We start from the raw sequence: 17107 nt of genomic DNA on the forward strand, positions 1-17107 counted from the left end.
ATGGCTGCTCCCTGATCGGTTCACTGCTGCAACGACGTGCGCATGACCGGTCAGGTCGGGCGCACGACCCGGGCGCCACTGTACGCCGGGTCGTGGCCGCGTGGAAGTCAGTCCTTCAGCCGCATTTCCGCCGAGCGGGCGTGTGCCTGCAGGCCCTCGCCGTGCGCCAGCACCGACGCGATACGGCCCAGCTTCTGCGCGCCCTCGGCCGAAATGTCGAGAATGGACGTGCGCTTCTGGAAGTCGTACACGCCCAGCGGGCTGGAGAAGCGCGCGCTGCGCATGGTCGGCAGGACGTGGTTCGGACCGGCGCAGTAGTCGCCCAGCGCCTCGACCGAGTAGTGGCCGAGGAACATCGCGCCGGCGTGACGGATGCTGTCGACCAGCGCCCGCGGATCCTCGGTGCAGATTTCCAAGTGTTCGGGCGCGATGCGGTTGGCGAGGTCGCAGGCCTCGGCCAGGTCGCGCACCTTGATCAGCGCGCCACGGTTGGCAAGCGAGGTGGCGATGGTGTCGCGGCGCGGCATTTCCGCCAGCAGACGGTCTATCGACGCGTGCACGCGGTCGAGGAAGGCGGCGTCGGTGCACAGCAGGATGGACTGCGCCAGTTCGTCGTGCTCGGCCTGGGCGAACAGATCCATCGCCACCCAGTCCGGATTGCCGTGACCGTCGGAGATGATGAGCACCTCGGATGGCCCGGCCACCATGTCGATGCCGACCGTGCCGAACACGCGCCGCTTGGCGCTGGCGACATAGGCGTTGCCCGGGCCGACGATCTTGTCCACCTGCGGAATGGTCTGCGTACCGTAGGCGAGCGCCGCCACCGCCTGCGCACCGCCTATCGTGAACACGCGATCAACGCCGGTGATCGCTGCAGCAGCCAGCACCAGCGGATTGCGTTCTCCGCCCGGCGTCGGCACCACCATGATCAGTTCCTTGACGCCCGCGACCTTGGCCGGAATCGCGTTCATCAGCACCGAGCTGGGATAGGACGCCCGGCCGCCCGGCACGTAGAGGCCGACGCGGTCCAGCGGCGTTACCTTCTGCCCGAGGCGGGTGCCATCGGCTTCCGCGTACTCCCAGGAATCCTGCTTCTGCCGCTCGTGATAGAGCCGCACGCGGTCGGCGGCTTCGGCCAGCGCCGCGCGCTGGGTATCGCTCAGTCCGGCGTAGGCGGCGTCAAGCTCGCTGCGCGGCAGTTCGAGTTCGACCATGGCGGCGCAGTCCATGCGGTCGAAACGGCGCGTGTACTCGATGACCGCCTCGTCGCCGCGCGCCCGCACGTCGCGCAGGATGCCGGCAACTGCCGTCTCGATCGCGTCGTCGGTCGAACTTTCGAAGGCCAGAAGCGTGTCCAGCCGATCGAGAAAATCGGGGGCGCCGGAGTCGAGCCGGCTGATCTTCGTCGCACTCATGCCTGCACCGCCCCCTGAATCGCCTCCAGGATGGGCGTAAGCAGATCGTGCTTCACCTTGAGCGCCGCCTGATTGATGACCAGACGCGAGCTGATGTCCATGATGTGTTCGACCTCGACCAGATTGTTCGCACGCAAGGTGCCGCCGCTGCTGACCAGATCGACGATGGCGTCGGCCAGCCCTACCAGCGGCGCCAGTTCCATCGATCCGTACAGCTTGATCAGGTCGACGTGGACGCCCTTGGCGGCGAAATGTTCGCGCGCGGTGTGCACATACTTGGTCGCCACCTTGAGGCGTGCGCCGCGGCGCACCGCCTGCTCGTAATCGAATCCCGCCGGTACCGCCACGCTGAGCCGGCAACGCGCGATGTTCAGGTCGATCGGCTGGTAGAGGCCGGCACCGCCGTGTTCCAGCAGCACGTCCTTGCCGGCGATGCCGAGGTCGGCCGCACCGTATTGCACATAGGTCGGCGTATCGGACGCACGCACGATGACCAGACGCACGTCAGGCCGGTTGGTACCGATGATGAGCTTGCGCGACGACTCCGGATCGTCGGTCGGCACGATGCCGGCCGCCGCCAGCAGCGGCAGCGTTTCTTCGAAGATGCGCCCTTTGGACAGCGCCAGGGTGATGCCTTGCACGGTGTGCCTCGTGTGGATGGCGTGTCGTCAGGACACGCGGCGGACGGTGGCGCCGAGCGCGCTGAGCTTCTGCTCGATGCGTTCGTAGCCGCGGTCCAGATGATAGATGCGCTCGATCAGCGTTTCACCGCGCGCCACCAGGCCGGCGATGATGAGGCCGGCCGAGGCGCGCAGGTCGGTCGCCATCACGGCCGCGCCGTCGAGCTGCGCCACGCCCTGCACTACCGCGGTATTGCCGTCGATGCGGATGTCGGCACCCAGACGGGCCAGCTCGACCGCGTGCATGAAACGGTTCTCGAAAATCGTCTCGCGGATGATGGCGGTGCCTTCAGCGACCGTATTGATCGCCATGAACTGCGCCTGCATGTCGGTCGGGAAGGCCGGATAAGGCGCGGTACGGATGGACACCGCCTTCAGCTTGTCCGGCGCCTTCAGCACGATGGCTTCGAAGGACGGCGACTTCTCGGTGCGAATGTCGCAGCCGGCGTCCATCAGCTTGTCGATCACTGCGTCCAGATAGCCGGCCGATGTGCCGGTCAGGCGGATTTCGCCGCCGGCAGCGGCGGCGGCACACAGATAGGTACCGGTTTCGATGCGGTCCGGCATGATGCGATGGGTCGCGCCATGCAGACGTTCGACGCCCTGGATGCGGATCACGTCGGTACCGGCGCCGGAAATGCGCGCGCCCATCGCGACCAGGCAGTTGGCCAGATCGACCACTTCGGGCTCGCGCGCGGCGTTCTCGATCACCGTCTCGCCGTCGGCGAGCACGCCGGCCATCATCAGGTTCTCGGTGCCGGTGACCGTCACCATGTCGGTGAACAGGCGCGCGCCCTTGAGCCGCGACGTACGCGCGACGACGTAGCCGTGCTCGACCGCCACCTCGGCGCCCATCGCCTGCAGACCCTTGATGTGCTGATCCACCGGGCGCGCGCCGATGGCGCAGCCGCCGGGCAGCGACACGCGCGCCTCGCCGCAGCGCGCGACCAGCGGGCCGAGCACCAGGATGGAGGCGCGCATGGTTTTCACCATCTCGTAGGGCGCCACCGGATTGTTCAGACCGGACGCATCCAGCGTGACGGTCGAACCGTCGCGCTGCACCGCCACGCCCATCTGTGCCAGCAGCTTGAGCATGGTGCCGATGTCGTTCAGCTGCGGCACATTGGTCAGCGTGAGCGCCTCGCGCGTCAGCAGCGCGGCGCACAGGATGGGCAGCGCCGCGTTCTTCGCGCCCGACATTTCGGCCTCGCCGTGCAGACGATGGCCGCCTTCGATCAACAGCTTGTCCATCGCTCGATCAGGCCTTCCACTCGTCCGGAGTGAGGGTCTTCATCGACAGCGCATGGATTTCCTCGCGCATGCGATCGCCCAGCGCGGCATAGACCAGCTGGTGGCGGCGCACGCTGCGCAGGCCCTCGAAGGCGGACGACACGATGATCGCCTCGAAATGCTGGCCGTCGCCAGCGACCTGACAGTGCTGGCAGTCGATGCCGGCGGTGATGGAAGCCTGGATGCTTTCGGGAGTGACCATGTTCAACTTCTCAGTTTGTAGCCGCGTGCAAGCATGTTCAGCGTGATGCCCGCGAGCACCGCAAAACTGCCGCCCGCGACCAGGGCACTGATCCACGGGGAAACGTCCGACTGTCCGAAGAAGCCGTAACGGAAACCGTCGATCATGTAGAAAAAGGGATTCAGATGCGATACCACCTGCCAGAAGTCGGGCAGCGTGTGGATGGAGTAGAACACACCCGACAGAAAGGTGAGCGGCATCACGACGAAATTCTGGAAAGCGGCCAGTTGGTCGAATTTGTCGGCCCATATGCCCGCAATCACGCCGAGACTCGCAAGAATTGCTCCACCCACGGTGGCAAAGAACAGTATCCACAGCGGATGGGCATAAGGCAGCTCGACGAACCACAGCGTCACCAGCCACACGCCCGCGCCGACCACCAGGCCACGGATCACGGCAGCCAGCACGTAGGCGGCGAAGAACTCGCGGTAGGAAATCGGCGGCAGCAGCACGAACACGATATTTCCGGTCACCTTGGACTGGATCAGCGACGACGAACTGTTGGCGAAGGCGTTCTGCAGCAGGCTCATCATGACCAGGCCGGGCACCAGGAAGGCGGTATAGCTGACACCGCCATAGACTTCGACCGTGCGTTCGAGCACGTGCGAAAACACCAGCAGATAGAGCAGCGCGGTCAGCACAGGCGCGCCGACCGTCTGGAAGCTCACCTTCCAGAACCGCAGCAGCTCCTTGTACAACAGGGTGCGCAGCGCCATGCTCATCAGGCGGCCTCCTGCATCATCGCAATGAACACGTCCTCGAGATCCGGCTTCACCAGTTCGATGTCGTCGAGCGCGACGCCAGCCGCGTGCAAGCGTGCGAGACAGGCAGCGACGGCGTCCGCGCTGTCGAGCACGATGGCGACCCGGCCATCGGGCGTGGCCCGCGCCACGGCGCGGAACTCGACCGGCAACGCGGTGCCGTTGCCCAGACGCAGGCGCAGCGTCTGCTGCACCCGGCGCGACAGCAGGTCGGCTGTCCGTTCCAGCGCCACCACGCGGCCCTGTTTCAGCATGGCGATCCGGCCGCACAGGCTTTCCGCCTCTTCGAGGTAGTGCGTGGTGAGCACAATGGTGTGCCCCTGCCTGTTCAGGTCGCGCACGAAGGCCCACAGGCCCTGTCGCAGTTCGACGTCGACGCCGGCCGTGGGCTCGTCGAGCACGATGAGCGGTGGCCGATGCACCAGCGCCTGCGCCACCAGCACGCGTCGCTTCATGCCACCGGACAGGCGGCGCATGTTCACGTCGGCCTTCGCCTCGAGATCGAGCCGCTGCAGGATTTCGTCTATCCAGTCGTCGTTGCGCCGCAAGCCGAAATAGCCGGACTGGATGCGCAGCGTTTCGCGCACGGTGAAGAAGGGATCGAACACCAGTTCCTGCGGCACGACGCCCAGCCGGGCGCGTGCCGCGCGGTAGTCGGTCACCGTATCGTGCCCGAGCACGCGGATCGAGCCGGAATCGGCACGGCACAGGCCGGCCATGGCCGAAATCAGGGTGGTCTTGCCGGCACCGTTCGGCCCGAGCAGGCCGAAGAACTCGCCCTGCTTCACTTCGAGCGAGACACGGTCAAGCGCCTGCAGCGAACCGAATCGCTTGCAGACGCCTTCGATCAGCAAGGCAGCGGTGGAATCAGACATGAAAGAACTGCAGTGCCGGCCCCCGCGGGAGGCCGGAAGAAGCACACATCAGCGAGCGGTCGCGTCGTCGGCGTCCAGTCCGCAATAGGACGACACCTCATACAGGCGAGCCAGGCTGGTCAGTCCGGCCGGTGCCCCGGTGACCGGCAGCGGGCCATCGCTGCCACCACTCGCACGTTCCCACGCGAGCAGCACGGCGATGGCCGACGAATCGACGTCCTCAACCGCCGACAAGTCGATGGAAGAGGCCGACGACAGCAGCGCCAGACCGGCGTCGCGCAACGCCATCGCCTCGGGCAGTCGCATCGTGCCACTGACGCGCAGCACGCCGTTGTCGAGCGCGATCATTTTGTCGCCGTTGCCGGTGCGGGCAGCGGCGCCGGCACGTTCGATGCGTTCTTGGCGCGCAGCGTCTTCACCAGGCCGTCGACGCCACCCGCGCGGATCTCGGCGGCGAAAGTTTCGCGGTAGTTGGTCACCAGACTGACGCCCGACACCATCACGTCGTACACCTTCCAGCCCTCTTCCTGCTTCTCCAGCGCGTAATCGAGCGGAATCGGGCGACCGCCCGGCTGGTTGATCTGGGTGCGCACCGTCACGTCGGTGTCGGCAGCGCCCATCTTGAACGGGCGGTAATCGATGGTCTGATTGCGATAGCTGGTCAGGGCGTTCGAATAGGTGCGCACCAGCAGGGTACGGAACTCTTCGGTCAACACCTTCTTCTGTTCAGGCGTCGTCGCGCGCCACTCCTTGCCGAGTGCCAGCGCCGTCATGCGTGTGAAATTGAAATGCGGCAGCACGCGGGTTTCGACCAATTCCGCCGTCTTGGCGGTATCGCCGGCCTTGATCGACGGATCGGTACGCAGCGTGGTCAGGACATCTTCGGTCACTTCCTTGACCAGCACGTCGGGCGCCTTCAGCACGTTTGCCTGAGCGACCGCACTTGCGGCGAAGGCAACCATCAGTAATTGAACAAAGCGCTTGAACATATGTGCTCCCGGAAAAGAAAGAGGCCTGTCGGAACGCGACAGGCCGTGGTGACCGCGCTGCCCGGCTTAACGCCGGGCTTGCCGATCAGAACGAGACGGCTGCGGTGTCCACCGATCCGGTGGCCGGCTCGGACGCATTCACTGCATCAACGTCCGACTTCTCCGGCGCGCCGACAAGCATCATCGTCCACGTCGATTCGAGCGGTTCCATCGTCAGAAGGTTCGCGCTCGGCAGCGAAGCCGAGTCATCGGCTTCGCGCGGCGGGTTGCCGTCATGGATGGCACTGCGGCGATGCTGCAGATAGGCGTCGCGCACATAGGCGTACTTGTCGATAGCCGCCGCTTCGAGCGCATCCTCTGCCTTCAGCAGGTTGGCGCGGGTGTCGATGGCGCGCAGCGCGATGGCGGTGTTGCGGTAGCCGCGATGACCGTCGGCGTCACGCACCGGGTCAACGTAGATGTCCGCAGCCAGACCGAAGGTGTCGCGCACGGTGCGCGGGCCGAGAATCGGCAGCACCACGTAGGCGCCGTCGCCGACGCCCCAGCGGCCGAGGGTCTGACCGAAATCTTCCTCGTGCTTATCAAGACCCATCGGCGTCGCGACGTCGAACAGGCCGAGAATGCCAAGGGTCGAGTTGACCAGCACACGACCGGCATCCGACAGAGCATCGACCGGCTTGCCCTGCAGGAGGTTGTTCACGCCTGTCCACAGATCGGCGATGTTGGCGAAGAAATTGGAGACGCCGGTCTGCACGGGATCCGGCACCACGAAGTCGTAGCCCTGGGCGACCGGCTTGATCACCGCCTTGTCGACGGTCTCGTTGAACGAGAACATCGCGCGGTTGTAGCCTTCGATCGGATCCTTGGGGTTGCCCGAGGTCGCACAGCCGGTGAACAGCGCGGCTGCAGCGGTGGCGGCAAGCACCGAGCGGATATTGAGATTCGACTGCTTGTTGGTTTTGGTCATCTGTCGGGCTTCCCGGCTATGCATTCCGTACGTCACTGCTCGGGAGCGGTCGGGCTCTCGGCAGCCTTGTTGAACATGAACTGGCTGATCAGCTTTTCAAGCACCACTGCAGACTGCGTCTTGGTGATGGTGGCACCGGCCTGAAGCATTTCGGTGTCGCCACCGACTTCGAAACCGATGTACTGCTCACCCAGCAGACCCGAGGTCAGAATGGTTGCAAACGTGTCGCGCGGGAAACTGTAGCGCTTGTCGACATCCATTTTCACCACGGCGACATACAGATTCGGGTCAAAAGTGATTTCCGTCACCCGGCCCACCACGACACCCGAACTTTTGACGGGCGCACGCGGTTTCAGGCCGCCGATGTTATCAAAGTTGGCTTGCAGCCTGTATGTCTCCCCGATGTTAGCGGACGCAAGGTTGCCGACCTTTAGTGCCAGAAACAACACTGCAGCCACGCCGACAGCGACGAAAACACCGACCCACAGGTCGAGAACGGTACGGTTCATCCATTGCCCCTGAACATGAAGGAGGTCAGCACAAAGTCCAGCGCCAGAATGGCCAGCGCCGAATTGACGACGGTACGGGTGATCGCCCGCGACACGCCCTCGGCGGTGGGCGCCGAGTCATAACCTTCGAAAACCGCGATCAGCGCGACCGCGAAGCCGAAAACGACGCTCTTGATCACGCCATTCACGATGTCGTAGCGGAAATCGACCGACGCCTGCATCTGCGACCAGAAGGCGCCGTCATCGACGCCGATGAACACGACGCCGATGAACCAGGCGCCGAACACGCCCATGGTCGAGAACAGGGCGGCCAGCAACGGCATCGAAATGACGCCACCCCAGAAGCGCGGTGCGACGACGCGGGCGATCGGGTCGACCGCCATCATGTCCATCGCCTTCAGCTGCTCGGTCGTCTTCATCAGGCCGATTTCAGCGGTCAGCGCCGAGCCGGCGCGACTGGCGAACAGCAGGCCGGCGACCACCGGACCCAGCTCGCGTACCAGCGACAGTGCGACCAGAATGCCCAGCGCCTCGCTGGAACCGTAGCGCTGCAGCGTTTCGTACCCCTGAAGACCGAGCACCAGGCCGACGAAGAAGCCGGACACCAGAATGATGATGAGCGACAGCACGCCGGTCGAGAACACCTCGCGTATCGTCAGCTGGAAGCGCGCGAACGAAGTGCCCGAGCGCAGCAGGATGGCAAACAAGAAGCGGGTGGCGAAACCCAGACGCCAGATGCCATCAATGGTGCGGGCGCCCATGGCGCGGAACACGCGCGAGATCATGAACGGACCTCCATCAGGGCCTTGCGGTAGTCGTCGGTCGGATAGTGGAAAGGCAGCGGCCCGTCGGTTTCGGCATTGACGAACTGCTTCACGAACGGATCGGTCGAGGCGCGGATCTCGCCCGGCGTGCCCTGCGCGACCACCTTGCCGCCCGACAGGAAGTAGATGTAATCGACGATTTCCAGCGATTCGTGCACGTCGTGCGTCACCATGATGGAACTGGCGCCGAGCGCGTCGTTGAGCTTGCGGATGAGCTGACCGACCACCGCCAGCGAGATCGGATCGAGGCCGGCGAACGGCTCGTCGTACATGATGAGCATCGGATCGAGCGCCACCGCGCGCGCCAGCGCCACCCGGCGCGACATGCCGCCGGATAGCTCGTTCGGCATCAGCTTGTGCGCGCCGCGCAGACCGACCGCGTGCAGCTTCATCAGCACCAGATCGCGGATCATGTCTTCCGGCAGATCGGTGTGCTCGCGCAGCGGGAAAGCGACGTTGTCGAAAACGGTCAGATCGGTGAACAGCGCGCCGAACTGGAACAGCATGCCCATGCGCCGGCGCAGCGCGTACATGTCGCGCCGAGACAGCTTGGCCAGATCGTGCTCGGCCACCTGGATGCGGCCGGCGGTCGGCTTCAGCTGACCGCCGATCAGGCGCAGCAGCGTCGTCTTGCCGCAGCCGCTGCCACCCATGATGGCGACGAGCTTGCCGCGCGGAATGCGCAGATTGATGCCGGTCAGGATGGGCCGCTTGTCGTACGCGAAGTCGACACTCGACAGGTCGACCAGAATGTCTTCGGCCGGAGGGGAAGCGGACACGAGCGCGGAACGGTCTTGTGGTAAAGGTCGCGGATTGTAGCAGACGCGCCGGGCGCCTCCGCCGGGCGGAATCCACCGCTGCGCGCTGCGCTATGATGACCGGCACACATGCCGAATTCAGCCCGATCCCCTGCGAGCCGCCCCGGACTGCTCATCGTCGACGACGATCCGCTGATTGCCGACTCGCTGTCTTTCCTGCTCGAAGCGGATTTCGACGTGGTCAGCCACGCGTCGCGCAGCGCCGCCATCAATTGGCTGCGCGAGCAGGCGAGTCCGCCTGCGCTGGCGCTGATCGATCTCGGCCTGCCGCCCAACCCGCATCGTCCCGATGAAGGCTACGCGCTGATCGCGGACCTGCTGGCGCATTCGCCGGACACGCGCATCGTCGTGCTGTCGGGCCAGGGCGAGGAGAATGTCGCGCGCCACGCTCGCGCGCTCGGCGCCACCGAATTCGTCGCCAAACCGGCGCAGCCGCAGGCGCTCAATGCGTTGCTGCGCCAGTTGGCCCGGACTTGCCACGAAGAGGACGCGCCGGCGCTGCCGGCCCTGATCGGCGTCAGCGCACAGGTGGAACGCCTGCGCGCGCAGATCGAACAGTACGCACGCCTGCCCTACCCGGTGCTGATCGAGGGCGAATCCGGCACCGGCAAGGACATCGTGGCCAACCGCCTGCACGCCGTCGGCGGCAGCGACCGCCCCTTCCTGGCACTGAACTGCGCCGCCATCTCGCCCAGTCTGGTCGAACCCACGCTGTTCGGTCACGCCCGCGGCGCGTTCACCGGCGCGCAGTCGGCGCGCGCGGGGTATTTTGAGGAAGCCGCCGCCGGCACGCTTTTCCTCGATGAGATCGGCGAACTGCCGCTGGACCTGCAGGCCAAGCTGCTGCGCGTGCTCGAGAACGGCGAGTTCCAGCGCGTCGGCGAAACCCAGTTGCGGCGGTCGAACGCGCGCATCGTCGCCGCCACCAACCGGGACCTCGGCGCCGAAGTGCGCGCCGGCCGCTTCCGCTCGGATCTTTACCACCGGCTCAGCGTCTTCACCATTTCACTGCCGCCGCTGCGCGACATGGGCGACGACTGCCTGCGCCTGCTCGACCACTTCCGCAGCCAGTTCTGCGCCCAGCTCGCCCGCCCGCCCTTCACGCTCGACGTCGCGGCGCGCACCGCCTGGCTGGACTATGGATTTCCCGGCAATGTGCGCGAACTGCGCAACATCGTCATCCGTCTCGCCACCAAGTACCCGGGGCAGGAGGTCGGGCGCGACGCCTTGCTCGCCGAGTTCGATCCGACCATACGCAGCGGCGCGGCTGCGGGAGAGGACCGCGACCTGATCGACATCGCCACCGCCGAACTGCGCGCCGGAGGCTTCCGCCTCGACGCCAAGCTGCGCGAATGGGAATCCGCATACATCGACGCAGCCATGCGCCTTGCGCGCGGCAACGTCAGCGCGGCGGCGCGCCTGCTCGGCATCGCCCGCACCACGCTGTACCACCGGATGGAGGCGCCGGACGGCGACGCCGGCGGGCAGGGCTGACATGTATCTCGACCACTTCGGCCTGCGCGAAGCGCCCTTCCTGATCACTCCGCACGCCGACTTCTTCTTCGGCGGCGCCAACCGCAGCGCGCTGCTCGACGCGCTGGTCTACGCGCTCGGCCGCGAAGAGGGCCTGGTCAAGGTGAGCGGCGAGGTCGGTACCGGCAAGACCATGCTGGCGCGCGTGCTGATCGGCAGACTGCCGCCTCACCTGCGCGCGATCTATCTGGCCGATCCGCTGATGAACCGCGGCGAGCTGCTGGCCGTGCTGGCCGACGAGCTGGGCTGCGCCGACAACGCGGGCGACAGTGCTCACCGGATGCTGCGCGCGGTACAGCAGGCGCTGGTCGCCGAGTTCTCGGCGGGTCGGCAGATCGTGCTGCTGATTGACGAGGCGCACGCGATGCCGGCCGATACGCTGGAACAGATCCGCCTGCTGTCCAATCTCGAATCCGAGCGCCACAAGCTGATCAAGATCGCGCTGTTCGGCCAGCCGGAACTCGACGCCCTGCTCGACCGGCCGGACATGCGCCAGCTGAAGGACCGCATCACGCAGCACTTCCGGCTCGACCCGCTGGCGCCGGACGACGTCGCGACCTATATCGATTTCCGCATGCGCGCGGCCGGCTATCGCGGCCCGGCGGTGTTCGAGCGGGCGGCGACGGCGCGTATCACGCGCGACTCCGGCGGCCTCACCCGGCGCATCAACGTGCTTGCCGACAAGTCCTTGCTGGCCGCGTTCGCCCGCAACGCACACGCGGTGACGCTGGCCGACGCGCAGCGCGCGGCTGCCGACACGCAGACGCGCGCCGACCTGCCGCCGCCGCGCACGGCAGCACGCAACGCGCTGCTGCTGCTGGGCGCAATCGCGCTGCTCGGCGCCGGCTACCTGCTCGGCCGCAGCGATCGGGTAGCCGAGCCGCCGCTCGCCGACGCAGTGGCCGCCCGCGCAGAGGTGGTCGCGGCGCAGCGACCGGCGGCGGCACCCGCCCCGGCCGAACCGCCCGCGAGCGCAGAAGAGCCGGTCACGCCCCCCGCTCCGATCCCTGCCGATCCGCTGGAGGCGCTGCTGGCGGCGAGCCGGGCCTGGTCCACGACGGCGCCGGGCGAGCGCTGGTTCGTGCAGCTGATGTCGGTCCCCGCCGGTCGTGCCGACCACGTGCTCGACTACGTCCGTCGCGCCGGCCGCGCGCTCGATGCGCAGCAGCTGCGCGCCTACCGCACGGACACCGCGGGTGACACGCAGCTGGCGGTGATCTACGGCGATTTTGCCGATCTGCGCAGCGCACAGCAGGCGGTCGAGGCGATGCCCGAATGGATACGCGGCACGCGGCCCGTCGTACGCCAGCTGCGCAGCCTGCGCGCCGACGATCAATGACAATGGAATTATCGTGTACGATGGCCCGCGCATCATCTTGATCCGCCAATGATTGCGCGTACCATCCTTTTCCGAACCCCGTCCGCCACCGCGACCATGACCGCATCGATGCGTGCTGCACCTGCCGACACCCGGGCCGGACGGCCCTCCCGCCCCTGCCGCACTGCTCTGCTCGGCGCCCTGATGGCGCTGCTGGCCGGCTGCGCCGTTCACACGCCACAACCTCCGTCAACCGCCCACGTGCTGGCCGACAAGCCCACGGCGCGACCGGCCGACGACATCCCGCCGCCGGTCACCCGGCCGCTCGCGCCACCGCAGCCGCAACCGCGACACAAGACCGAAACCTACAGCGTGGTGGTGAATCAGGTACCGGTGCGAGAACTGCTGTTCGCGCTGGCGCGCGACGCGCGGGTCAACGTCGACATCCACCCGGGCATCGAGGGTGCGGTCACGCTGAACGCGATCGACCAGACGCTGCCGCAACTGCTGACGCGCATCGCCCACCAGGTCGACATGCGCTTCGAGCTGGACGGCCAGAATCTGGTGGTGATGCCGGACGCACCCTTCCTGCGCAGCTACCGCGTCGACTACGTGAACATGTCGCGCGACGTGACCGGCGCGGTGTCGATCAACACGCAGATCGCCTCGACCACGTCGGCTGCGGTCGGCGGCGCAACCGGCGGCAGCGCGGCCGGCACCGCGGCGACGGCAGCGGGCAACAGTTCGAGCACGCGCATCGAGAACGTTGCCCGGAACCGCTTCTGGGAATCGCTGGAACGCAATATCCGCGACCTGCTGCGCGAGACCGACAAGCTCCTGCCGGCCGAGAGCAGCGACGCGGCGGTGGCTCCGGTGGCCGGTGCCGAGGGCACGTCGACGCCGCCCGAGCGGCGGACCACCTTTCGCGAAGCGGCGGCCGTCATCCTGAATCCCGAGACCGGCGTCATCAATGTGCGCGCCACCTCACGCCAGCACGAGAAGGTGCAGGAGTTCATCACCCAGGTGACCCGCATCGCGCGCCGTCAGGTGCTGATCGAAGCAACCATCGCCGAGGTGCAGCTGACCGACAACTACCAGCAGGGCATAGACTGGACCGCCTTCGCCGGCGGCGGCAAGCGCGGTGGTGCCACGCTGTCGCTGAACACCACCTCGACCGACTTCACCACCAATCAGCCCTTCGCCATTGGCCTCGGGCGCAACCGCGAACTGTCGGACAGCATCAAGCTGCTCGAAACCTATGGCGACGTGAAGGTGCTGTCCAGCCCGAAACTGTCGGTGTTGAACAACCAGACCGCGCTGCTCAAGGTGGTCAACAACATCGTCTACTTCGAAATCAAGTCAGACGTCGTCGCCAACACCAACACGCAGGCGGTGCGCAGTTTCACCGCGACGCCGCGCTCGGTGTCGGTCGGTCTGGTGATGGCGGTGACGCCGCAGATCAGCGCCGACGGCTTCGTGCTGCTCAATGTGCGGCCAACGATCTCGCGCAAGGTGGGCGACGCGCAGGATCCGACGCCCGACCTCAGCGCACCCAATCTGGTGCCGGTCATCCAGACGCGCGAACTCGAATCGGTGATGCGCGTGGCCAGCGGCGAAACCGCCGTGCTCGGCGGGCTGATGCAGGACGAGATCAATTTCCGTCGCGACAGCATTCCGGGCGTATCCGTGCTGCCGATACTCGGCCCGCTGCTGTCGGCGCGCAATGAAACCTCGCGCAAGACCGAACTGGTGGTGCTGATCCGCCCGGTGGTCATCGTCGACGCCAGCCTGGATGGCGACTACGCGCCGCTGAGCAGCGCGCTGCCGGGTCGTGACTTCCTGACGCCGTCCTTTCCGCCGCCGACGCTGCAGCCGCCGAAAGGGCCGACCACGGAGTCGGCACCGTGAGCCTGCTGCTGGAGGCACTGAAGAAGGCCGAGGCAGCCAAGCGTCGCGACGATGAAGGCGGCGGCGACACGCCGGCCACCGAGCCGCCGCCCGCGCCCGTCGCCCCGCGCATCACGCCGGCGCACGAACTCGAACTGATCGACGACGAAATCGCTCAGGCCGCCCGCTTTGCCGGGCTCGACGTGCCGGAACCTACCCCGTCCATTCCGCCACCCGCCAGCCCGGGCAGCGAGGCGGCGCGCCTGCTGTTCGACGCGAAGAAGCCGACTTCGCGCCCGTCCCCCCTGGCCTGGCTGCTCGGCGGCGGTGCGCTGCTGTTGCTGTGCGTCGGCGGCTGGGTCGCCTGGCAGTTGTCATCGCTGGACAGCGGCCGGTCCGCGCCTTCGATACCCGCGGCGACACCGGTCGCAGCCCCGGCCAACACGCCCATGGCCGAAGCGGTCAAGCCTCCGGTCGAACAGTCTCCGTTGGCCGTGGCTACCCCGGCCGCTACCGTACCGGCTGCCGAGCCGACCGCCCCCGGCCGGCCGGCGCCTCCCCTACCCGCGCTCACCGCGCCGGCGGTGCCGGATTCATCCCGTTTCCTGTCCGGTCAGCTGACGGCGAACCCGCCGGCGGTCGAGACACCCCCGCCCACGCCAGCCGCCGCGCCGATCCGCATCACCCGCAACGCCCCCGCCGTACCTCAGGACGTCGCGGACGGCTACGCCGCCTTCCAGGCCGGTGAGTACGAACGCGCCCGCGTCGCCTACGAGCGCGCGCTGCGCGCCGATCCGCGCAACCCCGACGCGCTGCACGGCCTGGCCGCGCTGGCCCAGCACCGGCGCGACGAAGCTGGCGTGCGCCAGCTGATGCGGCGCATCGCCGAAGTCGATCCGTCGGACACCGCTGCCCGCGTCGCACTCAGCGACAACGTTGATCCGGTGGTCCAGGAAGCGCGCCTGCTCGACATCGCGGCCGCCCAGCCGAAATCGGCCGCCGCCGCCTTCGCGCTCGGTTCGCTGTACGCGTCGCAGGCGCGCTGGCGCGAGGCGCAGCAGGCCTATTTCAACGCCTACACGCTGGCGCCCGAGCAGCCCGACCACGCCTACAACCTCGCTGTCAGCCTCGACCAGCTGCGCCAGCCGCGCCTCGCACTGCAGTACTACCGCGAGGCGATGTCGCTGCGCACACAGCAGGCCGCGGCCTTCGATGCCGACACGGTGGCGGCGCGCATCCTGTCGCTGGAGGCACGCTGACGCGATGAATGCCCCGGTCAAACCGCAACGTCAGCCGCTTGGCCAGATGCTGCTCGCGCAGGGATTGGTGTCCGAGGACCAGCTGCGCATCGCGCTGCAGGAACAGCAACGGCAGAACATTCCGATGGGCCGGCTGCTGGTTCAGCTCGGTTTCGTCAGCGAAGCCACGCTGCGCGACGCGCTCGGCGTCACGCTGGGCAAGCGCACGGTCGACCTGACGCATGCGCTGGTCGATGCCGACGCATTGCGTCTGGTACCGCAGGCGCTGGCCAAGCGCCACCTGCTGCTGCCGCTGAACTACGCGCCGAGCGCCCGCCGGCTGACGGTCGCGGTGTCGGACGTGAACGACATCGTCGCCCTCGACCAGCTGCGCGCGCTGCTGCCCGAGGGCATGGACCTCGATACCGTGCTGGCCGGCGAGACCGAGCTGGCGCACGCAATCGACCAGGCCTACGGCCACGAACTGTCGATCGAAGGCATCCTGACCGAACTGGAAACCGGCGAGGTCGACTACCGCGCTCTGGCCGCCTCGGCCGACGAATACAGCCAGCCGGTGGTGCGCCTGATCGACGCGCTGCTGACCGACGCGGTCAAGCGCGAGGCGTCCGACATCCACTTCGAGCCGGAAGCCGGCTTCCTGCGCATCCGCTACCGCATCGACGGCCTGCTGCGGCAGATCCGTGCGCTGCACCGCTCCTACTGGCCGGCGATGGCGGTGCGCATCAAGGTGATGGCGGGCATGAACATCGCCGAAATGCGCGCGCCGCAGGACGGCCGCATTTCGCTCACCATCAGCGGCCGCCCGGTGGACTTCCGCGTGTCGTCGCAGCCGACGCTGCACGGCGAGAACATCGTGCTGCGCATCCTCGACCGCGCGCGCGGCATCGTGCCGCTCGATGGCCTCGGTCTGGCCGAGTCGCAGCTCGACCAGCTGAAACTGATGATCGCGCGACCGGAAGGCATCATCCTCGCCACCGGCCCGACCGGCAGCGGCAAGACCACCACGCTCTACTCGGTGCTGAACCACATCAATTCCGAAGGCGTGAACATCATGACGCTGGAGGATCCGGTCGAGTACCCGATGGCGCTGATCCGCCAGACCTCGGTCGCCGAATCGGTGAAACTGGACTTCGCCAACGGCGTGCGCTCGATGATGCGGCAGGACCCGGACATCATCCTGGTCGGCGAGATCCGCGACGCCGAAACCGCCGACATGGCCTTCCGCGCCGCGATGACCGGCCACCAGGTGTATTCGACGCTGCACACCAATTCGGCGCTGGGCGCCATTCCGCGCCTGCTCGACATCGGCATCCTGCCGGACATCATGGCCGGCAACATCATCGGCGTGATCGCGCAGCGTCTGCTGCGCCGGCTGTGCATCTATTGCCGCCGTGCGCGCGCGGCCGAACCGCACGAAGTGCATCTGCTCGGTGTGCGCGACGGCAATCCGCCGGACATCCACGATGCGGTCGGCTGCCCGGCCTGTGAATTCACCGGCTACCGTGGCCGGCTGGCGGTGATGGAACTGCTGCGCATGGATTCCGACCTCGACGAGCTGGTCGCCCGCCGCGCCACCTCGCGCGAACTGCGCAACGCGGCACGTGCCAAGGGTTTCCGTACGCTGGCCGAGGACGGCCTGCGGCGCGTACTCGACGGCTCGACCTCGCTGGAAGAGCTGGCGCGCGTGGTCGACCTGACCGAGCGCATGAGCCAGGGCGGGCCGGACTGGTACGCGAGGTAG

Annotated in this window: 17 protein-coding genes; 5 read left to right on the forward strand and 12 right to left on the reverse strand. The window is 67.2% G+C overall.

Annotation, left to right across the window (positions count from 1 at the left end; all coding sequences use genetic code 11):
- Positions 1 to 107: 107 nt before the first annotated feature.
- From hisD to AC51BJ_RS06720, 12 genes are all read right to left on the reverse strand, one after another.
- Entirely contained in the window at positions 108 to 1415 is a 1308-nt protein-coding gene (gene hisD, locus AC51BJ_RS06665) for a histidinol dehydrogenase (RefSeq protein WP_430432985.1), read from the reverse strand.
- Entirely contained in the window at positions 1412 to 2056 is a 645-nt protein-coding gene (gene hisG, locus AC51BJ_RS06670; RefSeq protein ID WP_019919464.1) for an ATP phosphoribosyltransferase, read from the reverse strand. The genes hisD and hisG overlap by 4 nt, the downstream gene beginning before the upstream one ends.
- A 27-nt stretch (positions 2057 to 2083) precedes the next feature.
- The gene (murA, locus tag AC51BJ_RS06675; RefSeq protein WP_496279709.1) at positions 2084 to 3346 is read right to left on the reverse strand and encodes a UDP-N-acetylglucosamine 1-carboxyvinyltransferase; all 1263 of its coding nucleotides are present in this window, start codon (positions 3344 to 3346) and stop codon (positions 2084 to 2086) included.
- Positions 3347 to 3353: 7 nt separating this feature from the next.
- Complete coding sequence (locus AC51BJ_RS06680) at positions 3354 to 3587, reverse strand: BolA family protein (RefSeq protein ID WP_425762783.1); 234 nt, start codon at positions 3585 to 3587, stop codon at positions 3354 to 3356.
- A gap of 2 nt (positions 3588 to 3589) precedes the next feature.
- Positions 3590 to 4348 carry an ABC transporter permease gene (locus AC51BJ_RS06685; protein ID WP_496279710.1) on the reverse strand — a complete coding sequence of 253 codons (759 nt, stop codon included), beginning with the start codon at positions 4346 to 4348 and terminating at the stop codon, positions 3590 to 3592.
- Positions 4348 to 5262 carry an ABC transporter ATP-binding protein gene (locus AC51BJ_RS06690; RefSeq protein ID WP_496279711.1) on the reverse strand — a complete coding sequence of 305 codons (915 nt, stop codon included), beginning with the start codon at positions 5260 to 5262 and terminating at the stop codon, positions 4348 to 4350. Before AC51BJ_RS06690 ends, AC51BJ_RS06685 begins: the two co-directional genes overlap by 1 nt.
- Before the next feature lie 48 nt (positions 5263 to 5310).
- Positions 5311 to 5610 (reverse strand): STAS domain-containing protein, encoded by a 300-nt coding sequence (locus AC51BJ_RS06695; RefSeq protein ID WP_425762785.1) that lies wholly within the window; start codon positions 5608 to 5610, stop codon positions 5311 to 5313.
- A complete protein-coding gene (locus AC51BJ_RS06700) occupies positions 5607 to 6251 on the reverse strand; it encodes an MlaC/ttg2D family ABC transporter substrate-binding protein (RefSeq protein ID WP_496279712.1) in 645 nt (214 codons plus the stop codon). The genes AC51BJ_RS06695 and AC51BJ_RS06700 overlap by 4 nt, the downstream gene beginning before the upstream one ends.
- Before the next feature lie 85 nt (positions 6252 to 6336).
- Entirely contained in the window at positions 6337 to 7218 is an 882-nt protein-coding gene (locus tag AC51BJ_RS06705; RefSeq protein ID WP_496279713.1) for an MlaA family lipoprotein, read from the reverse strand.
- A 32-nt stretch (positions 7219 to 7250) separates the two neighbouring features.
- Positions 7251 to 7727, reverse strand: coding sequence for an outer membrane lipid asymmetry maintenance protein MlaD (mlaD, locus tag AC51BJ_RS06710; protein ID WP_020163562.1), 477 nt, complete (start codon positions 7725 to 7727; stop codon positions 7251 to 7253).
- Positions 7724 to 8512, reverse strand: a complete 789-nt coding sequence (gene mlaE, locus AC51BJ_RS06715; protein ID WP_496279714.1) for a lipid asymmetry maintenance ABC transporter permease subunit MlaE — start codon at positions 8510 to 8512, stop codon at positions 7724 to 7726. Before mlaE ends, mlaD begins: the two co-directional genes overlap by 4 nt.
- The gene (locus tag AC51BJ_RS06720; RefSeq protein WP_496279715.1) at positions 8509 to 9330 is read right to left on the reverse strand and encodes an ABC transporter ATP-binding protein; all 822 of its coding nucleotides are present in this window, start codon (positions 9328 to 9330) and stop codon (positions 8509 to 8511) included. Before AC51BJ_RS06720 ends, mlaE begins: the two co-directional genes overlap by 4 nt.
- A 108-nt stretch (positions 9331 to 9438) precedes the next feature.
- Between AC51BJ_RS06720 and AC51BJ_RS06725 the strand changes: the two genes are divergently transcribed.
- The 5 genes from AC51BJ_RS06725 (at position 9439) to AC51BJ_RS06745 (ending at position 17107) form a co-directional block, all read left to right on the forward strand.
- Positions 9439 to 10863 (forward strand): sigma-54-dependent transcriptional regulator, encoded by a 1425-nt coding sequence (locus AC51BJ_RS06725; protein ID WP_430432973.1) that lies wholly within the window; start codon positions 9439 to 9441, stop codon positions 10861 to 10863.
- Position 10864: 1 nt separating this feature from the next.
- Positions 10865 to 12241 (forward strand): ExeA family protein, encoded by a 1377-nt coding sequence (locus tag AC51BJ_RS06730; protein WP_496279716.1) that lies wholly within the window; start codon positions 10865 to 10867, stop codon positions 12239 to 12241.
- A 108-nt stretch (positions 12242 to 12349) separates the two neighbouring features.
- Positions 12350 to 14128, forward strand: a complete 1779-nt coding sequence (locus AC51BJ_RS06735; protein ID WP_496279717.1) for a type II secretion system protein GspD — start codon at positions 12350 to 12352, stop codon at positions 14126 to 14128.
- Positions 14125 to 15366, forward strand: a complete 1242-nt coding sequence (locus tag AC51BJ_RS06740; RefSeq protein WP_496279718.1) for a tetratricopeptide repeat protein — start codon at positions 14125 to 14127, stop codon at positions 15364 to 15366. Before AC51BJ_RS06735 ends, AC51BJ_RS06740 begins: the two co-directional genes overlap by 4 nt.
- A gap of 4 nt (positions 15367 to 15370) precedes the next feature.
- Positions 15371 to 17107, forward strand: a complete 1737-nt coding sequence (locus tag AC51BJ_RS06745) for a GspE/PulE family protein (RefSeq protein ID WP_496279719.1) — start codon at positions 15371 to 15373, stop codon at positions 17105 to 17107.

It is taken from the genome of Methyloversatilis sp. S146-33 (genome assembly GCF_059552495.1).

Excerpts from the sequence above, each read along its gene's own strand:
- AC51BJ_RS06730 (WP_496279716.1), top strand. The coding sequence starts at position 10,865 with ATGTATCTCGACCACTTCGGCCTGCGCGAAGCGCCCTTCCTGATCACT.
- AC51BJ_RS06705 (WP_496279713.1), bottom strand. The coding sequence starts at position 7,218 with ATGACCAAAACCAACAAGCAGTCGAATCTCAATATCCGCTCGGTGCTT.
- AC51BJ_RS06685 (WP_496279710.1), bottom strand. The coding sequence starts at position 4,348 with ATGAGCATGGCGCTGCGCACCCTGTTGTACAAGGAGCTGCTGCGGTTC.
- hisD (WP_430432985.1), bottom strand. The coding sequence starts at position 1,415 with ATGAGTGCGACGAAGATCAGCCGGCTCGACTCCGGCGCCCCCGATTTT.
- AC51BJ_RS06725 (WP_430432973.1), top strand. The coding sequence starts at position 9,439 with ATGCCGAATTCAGCCCGATCCCCTGCGAGCCGCCCCGGACTGCTCATC.
- AC51BJ_RS06690 (WP_496279711.1), bottom strand. The coding sequence starts at position 5,262 with ATGTCTGATTCCACCGCTGCCTTGCTGATCGAAGGCGTCTGCAAGCGA.
- murA (WP_496279709.1), bottom strand. The coding sequence starts at position 3,346 with ATGGACAAGCTGTTGATCGAAGGCGGCCATCGTCTGCACGGCGAGGCC.
- AC51BJ_RS06695 (WP_425762785.1), bottom strand. The coding sequence starts at position 5,610 with ATGATCGCGCTCGACAACGGCGTGCTGCGCGTCAGTGGCACGATGCGA.
- mlaD (WP_020163562.1), bottom strand. The coding sequence starts at position 7,727 with ATGAACCGTACCGTTCTCGACCTGTGGGTCGGTGTTTTCGTCGCTGTC.
- AC51BJ_RS06680 (WP_425762783.1), bottom strand. The coding sequence starts at position 3,587 with ATGGTCACTCCCGAAAGCATCCAGGCTTCCATCACCGCCGGCATCGAC.
- AC51BJ_RS06700 (WP_496279712.1), bottom strand. The coding sequence starts at position 6,251 with ATGTTCAAGCGCTTTGTTCAATTACTGATGGTTGCCTTCGCCGCAAGT.
- AC51BJ_RS06745 (WP_496279719.1), top strand. The coding sequence starts at position 15,371 with ATGAATGCCCCGGTCAAACCGCAACGTCAGCCGCTTGGCCAGATGCTG.
- AC51BJ_RS06735 (WP_496279717.1), top strand. The coding sequence starts at position 12,350 with ATGCGTGCTGCACCTGCCGACACCCGGGCCGGACGGCCCTCCCGCCCC.
- mlaE (WP_496279714.1), bottom strand. The coding sequence starts at position 8,512 with ATGATCTCGCGCGTGTTCCGCGCCATGGGCGCCCGCACCATTGATGGC.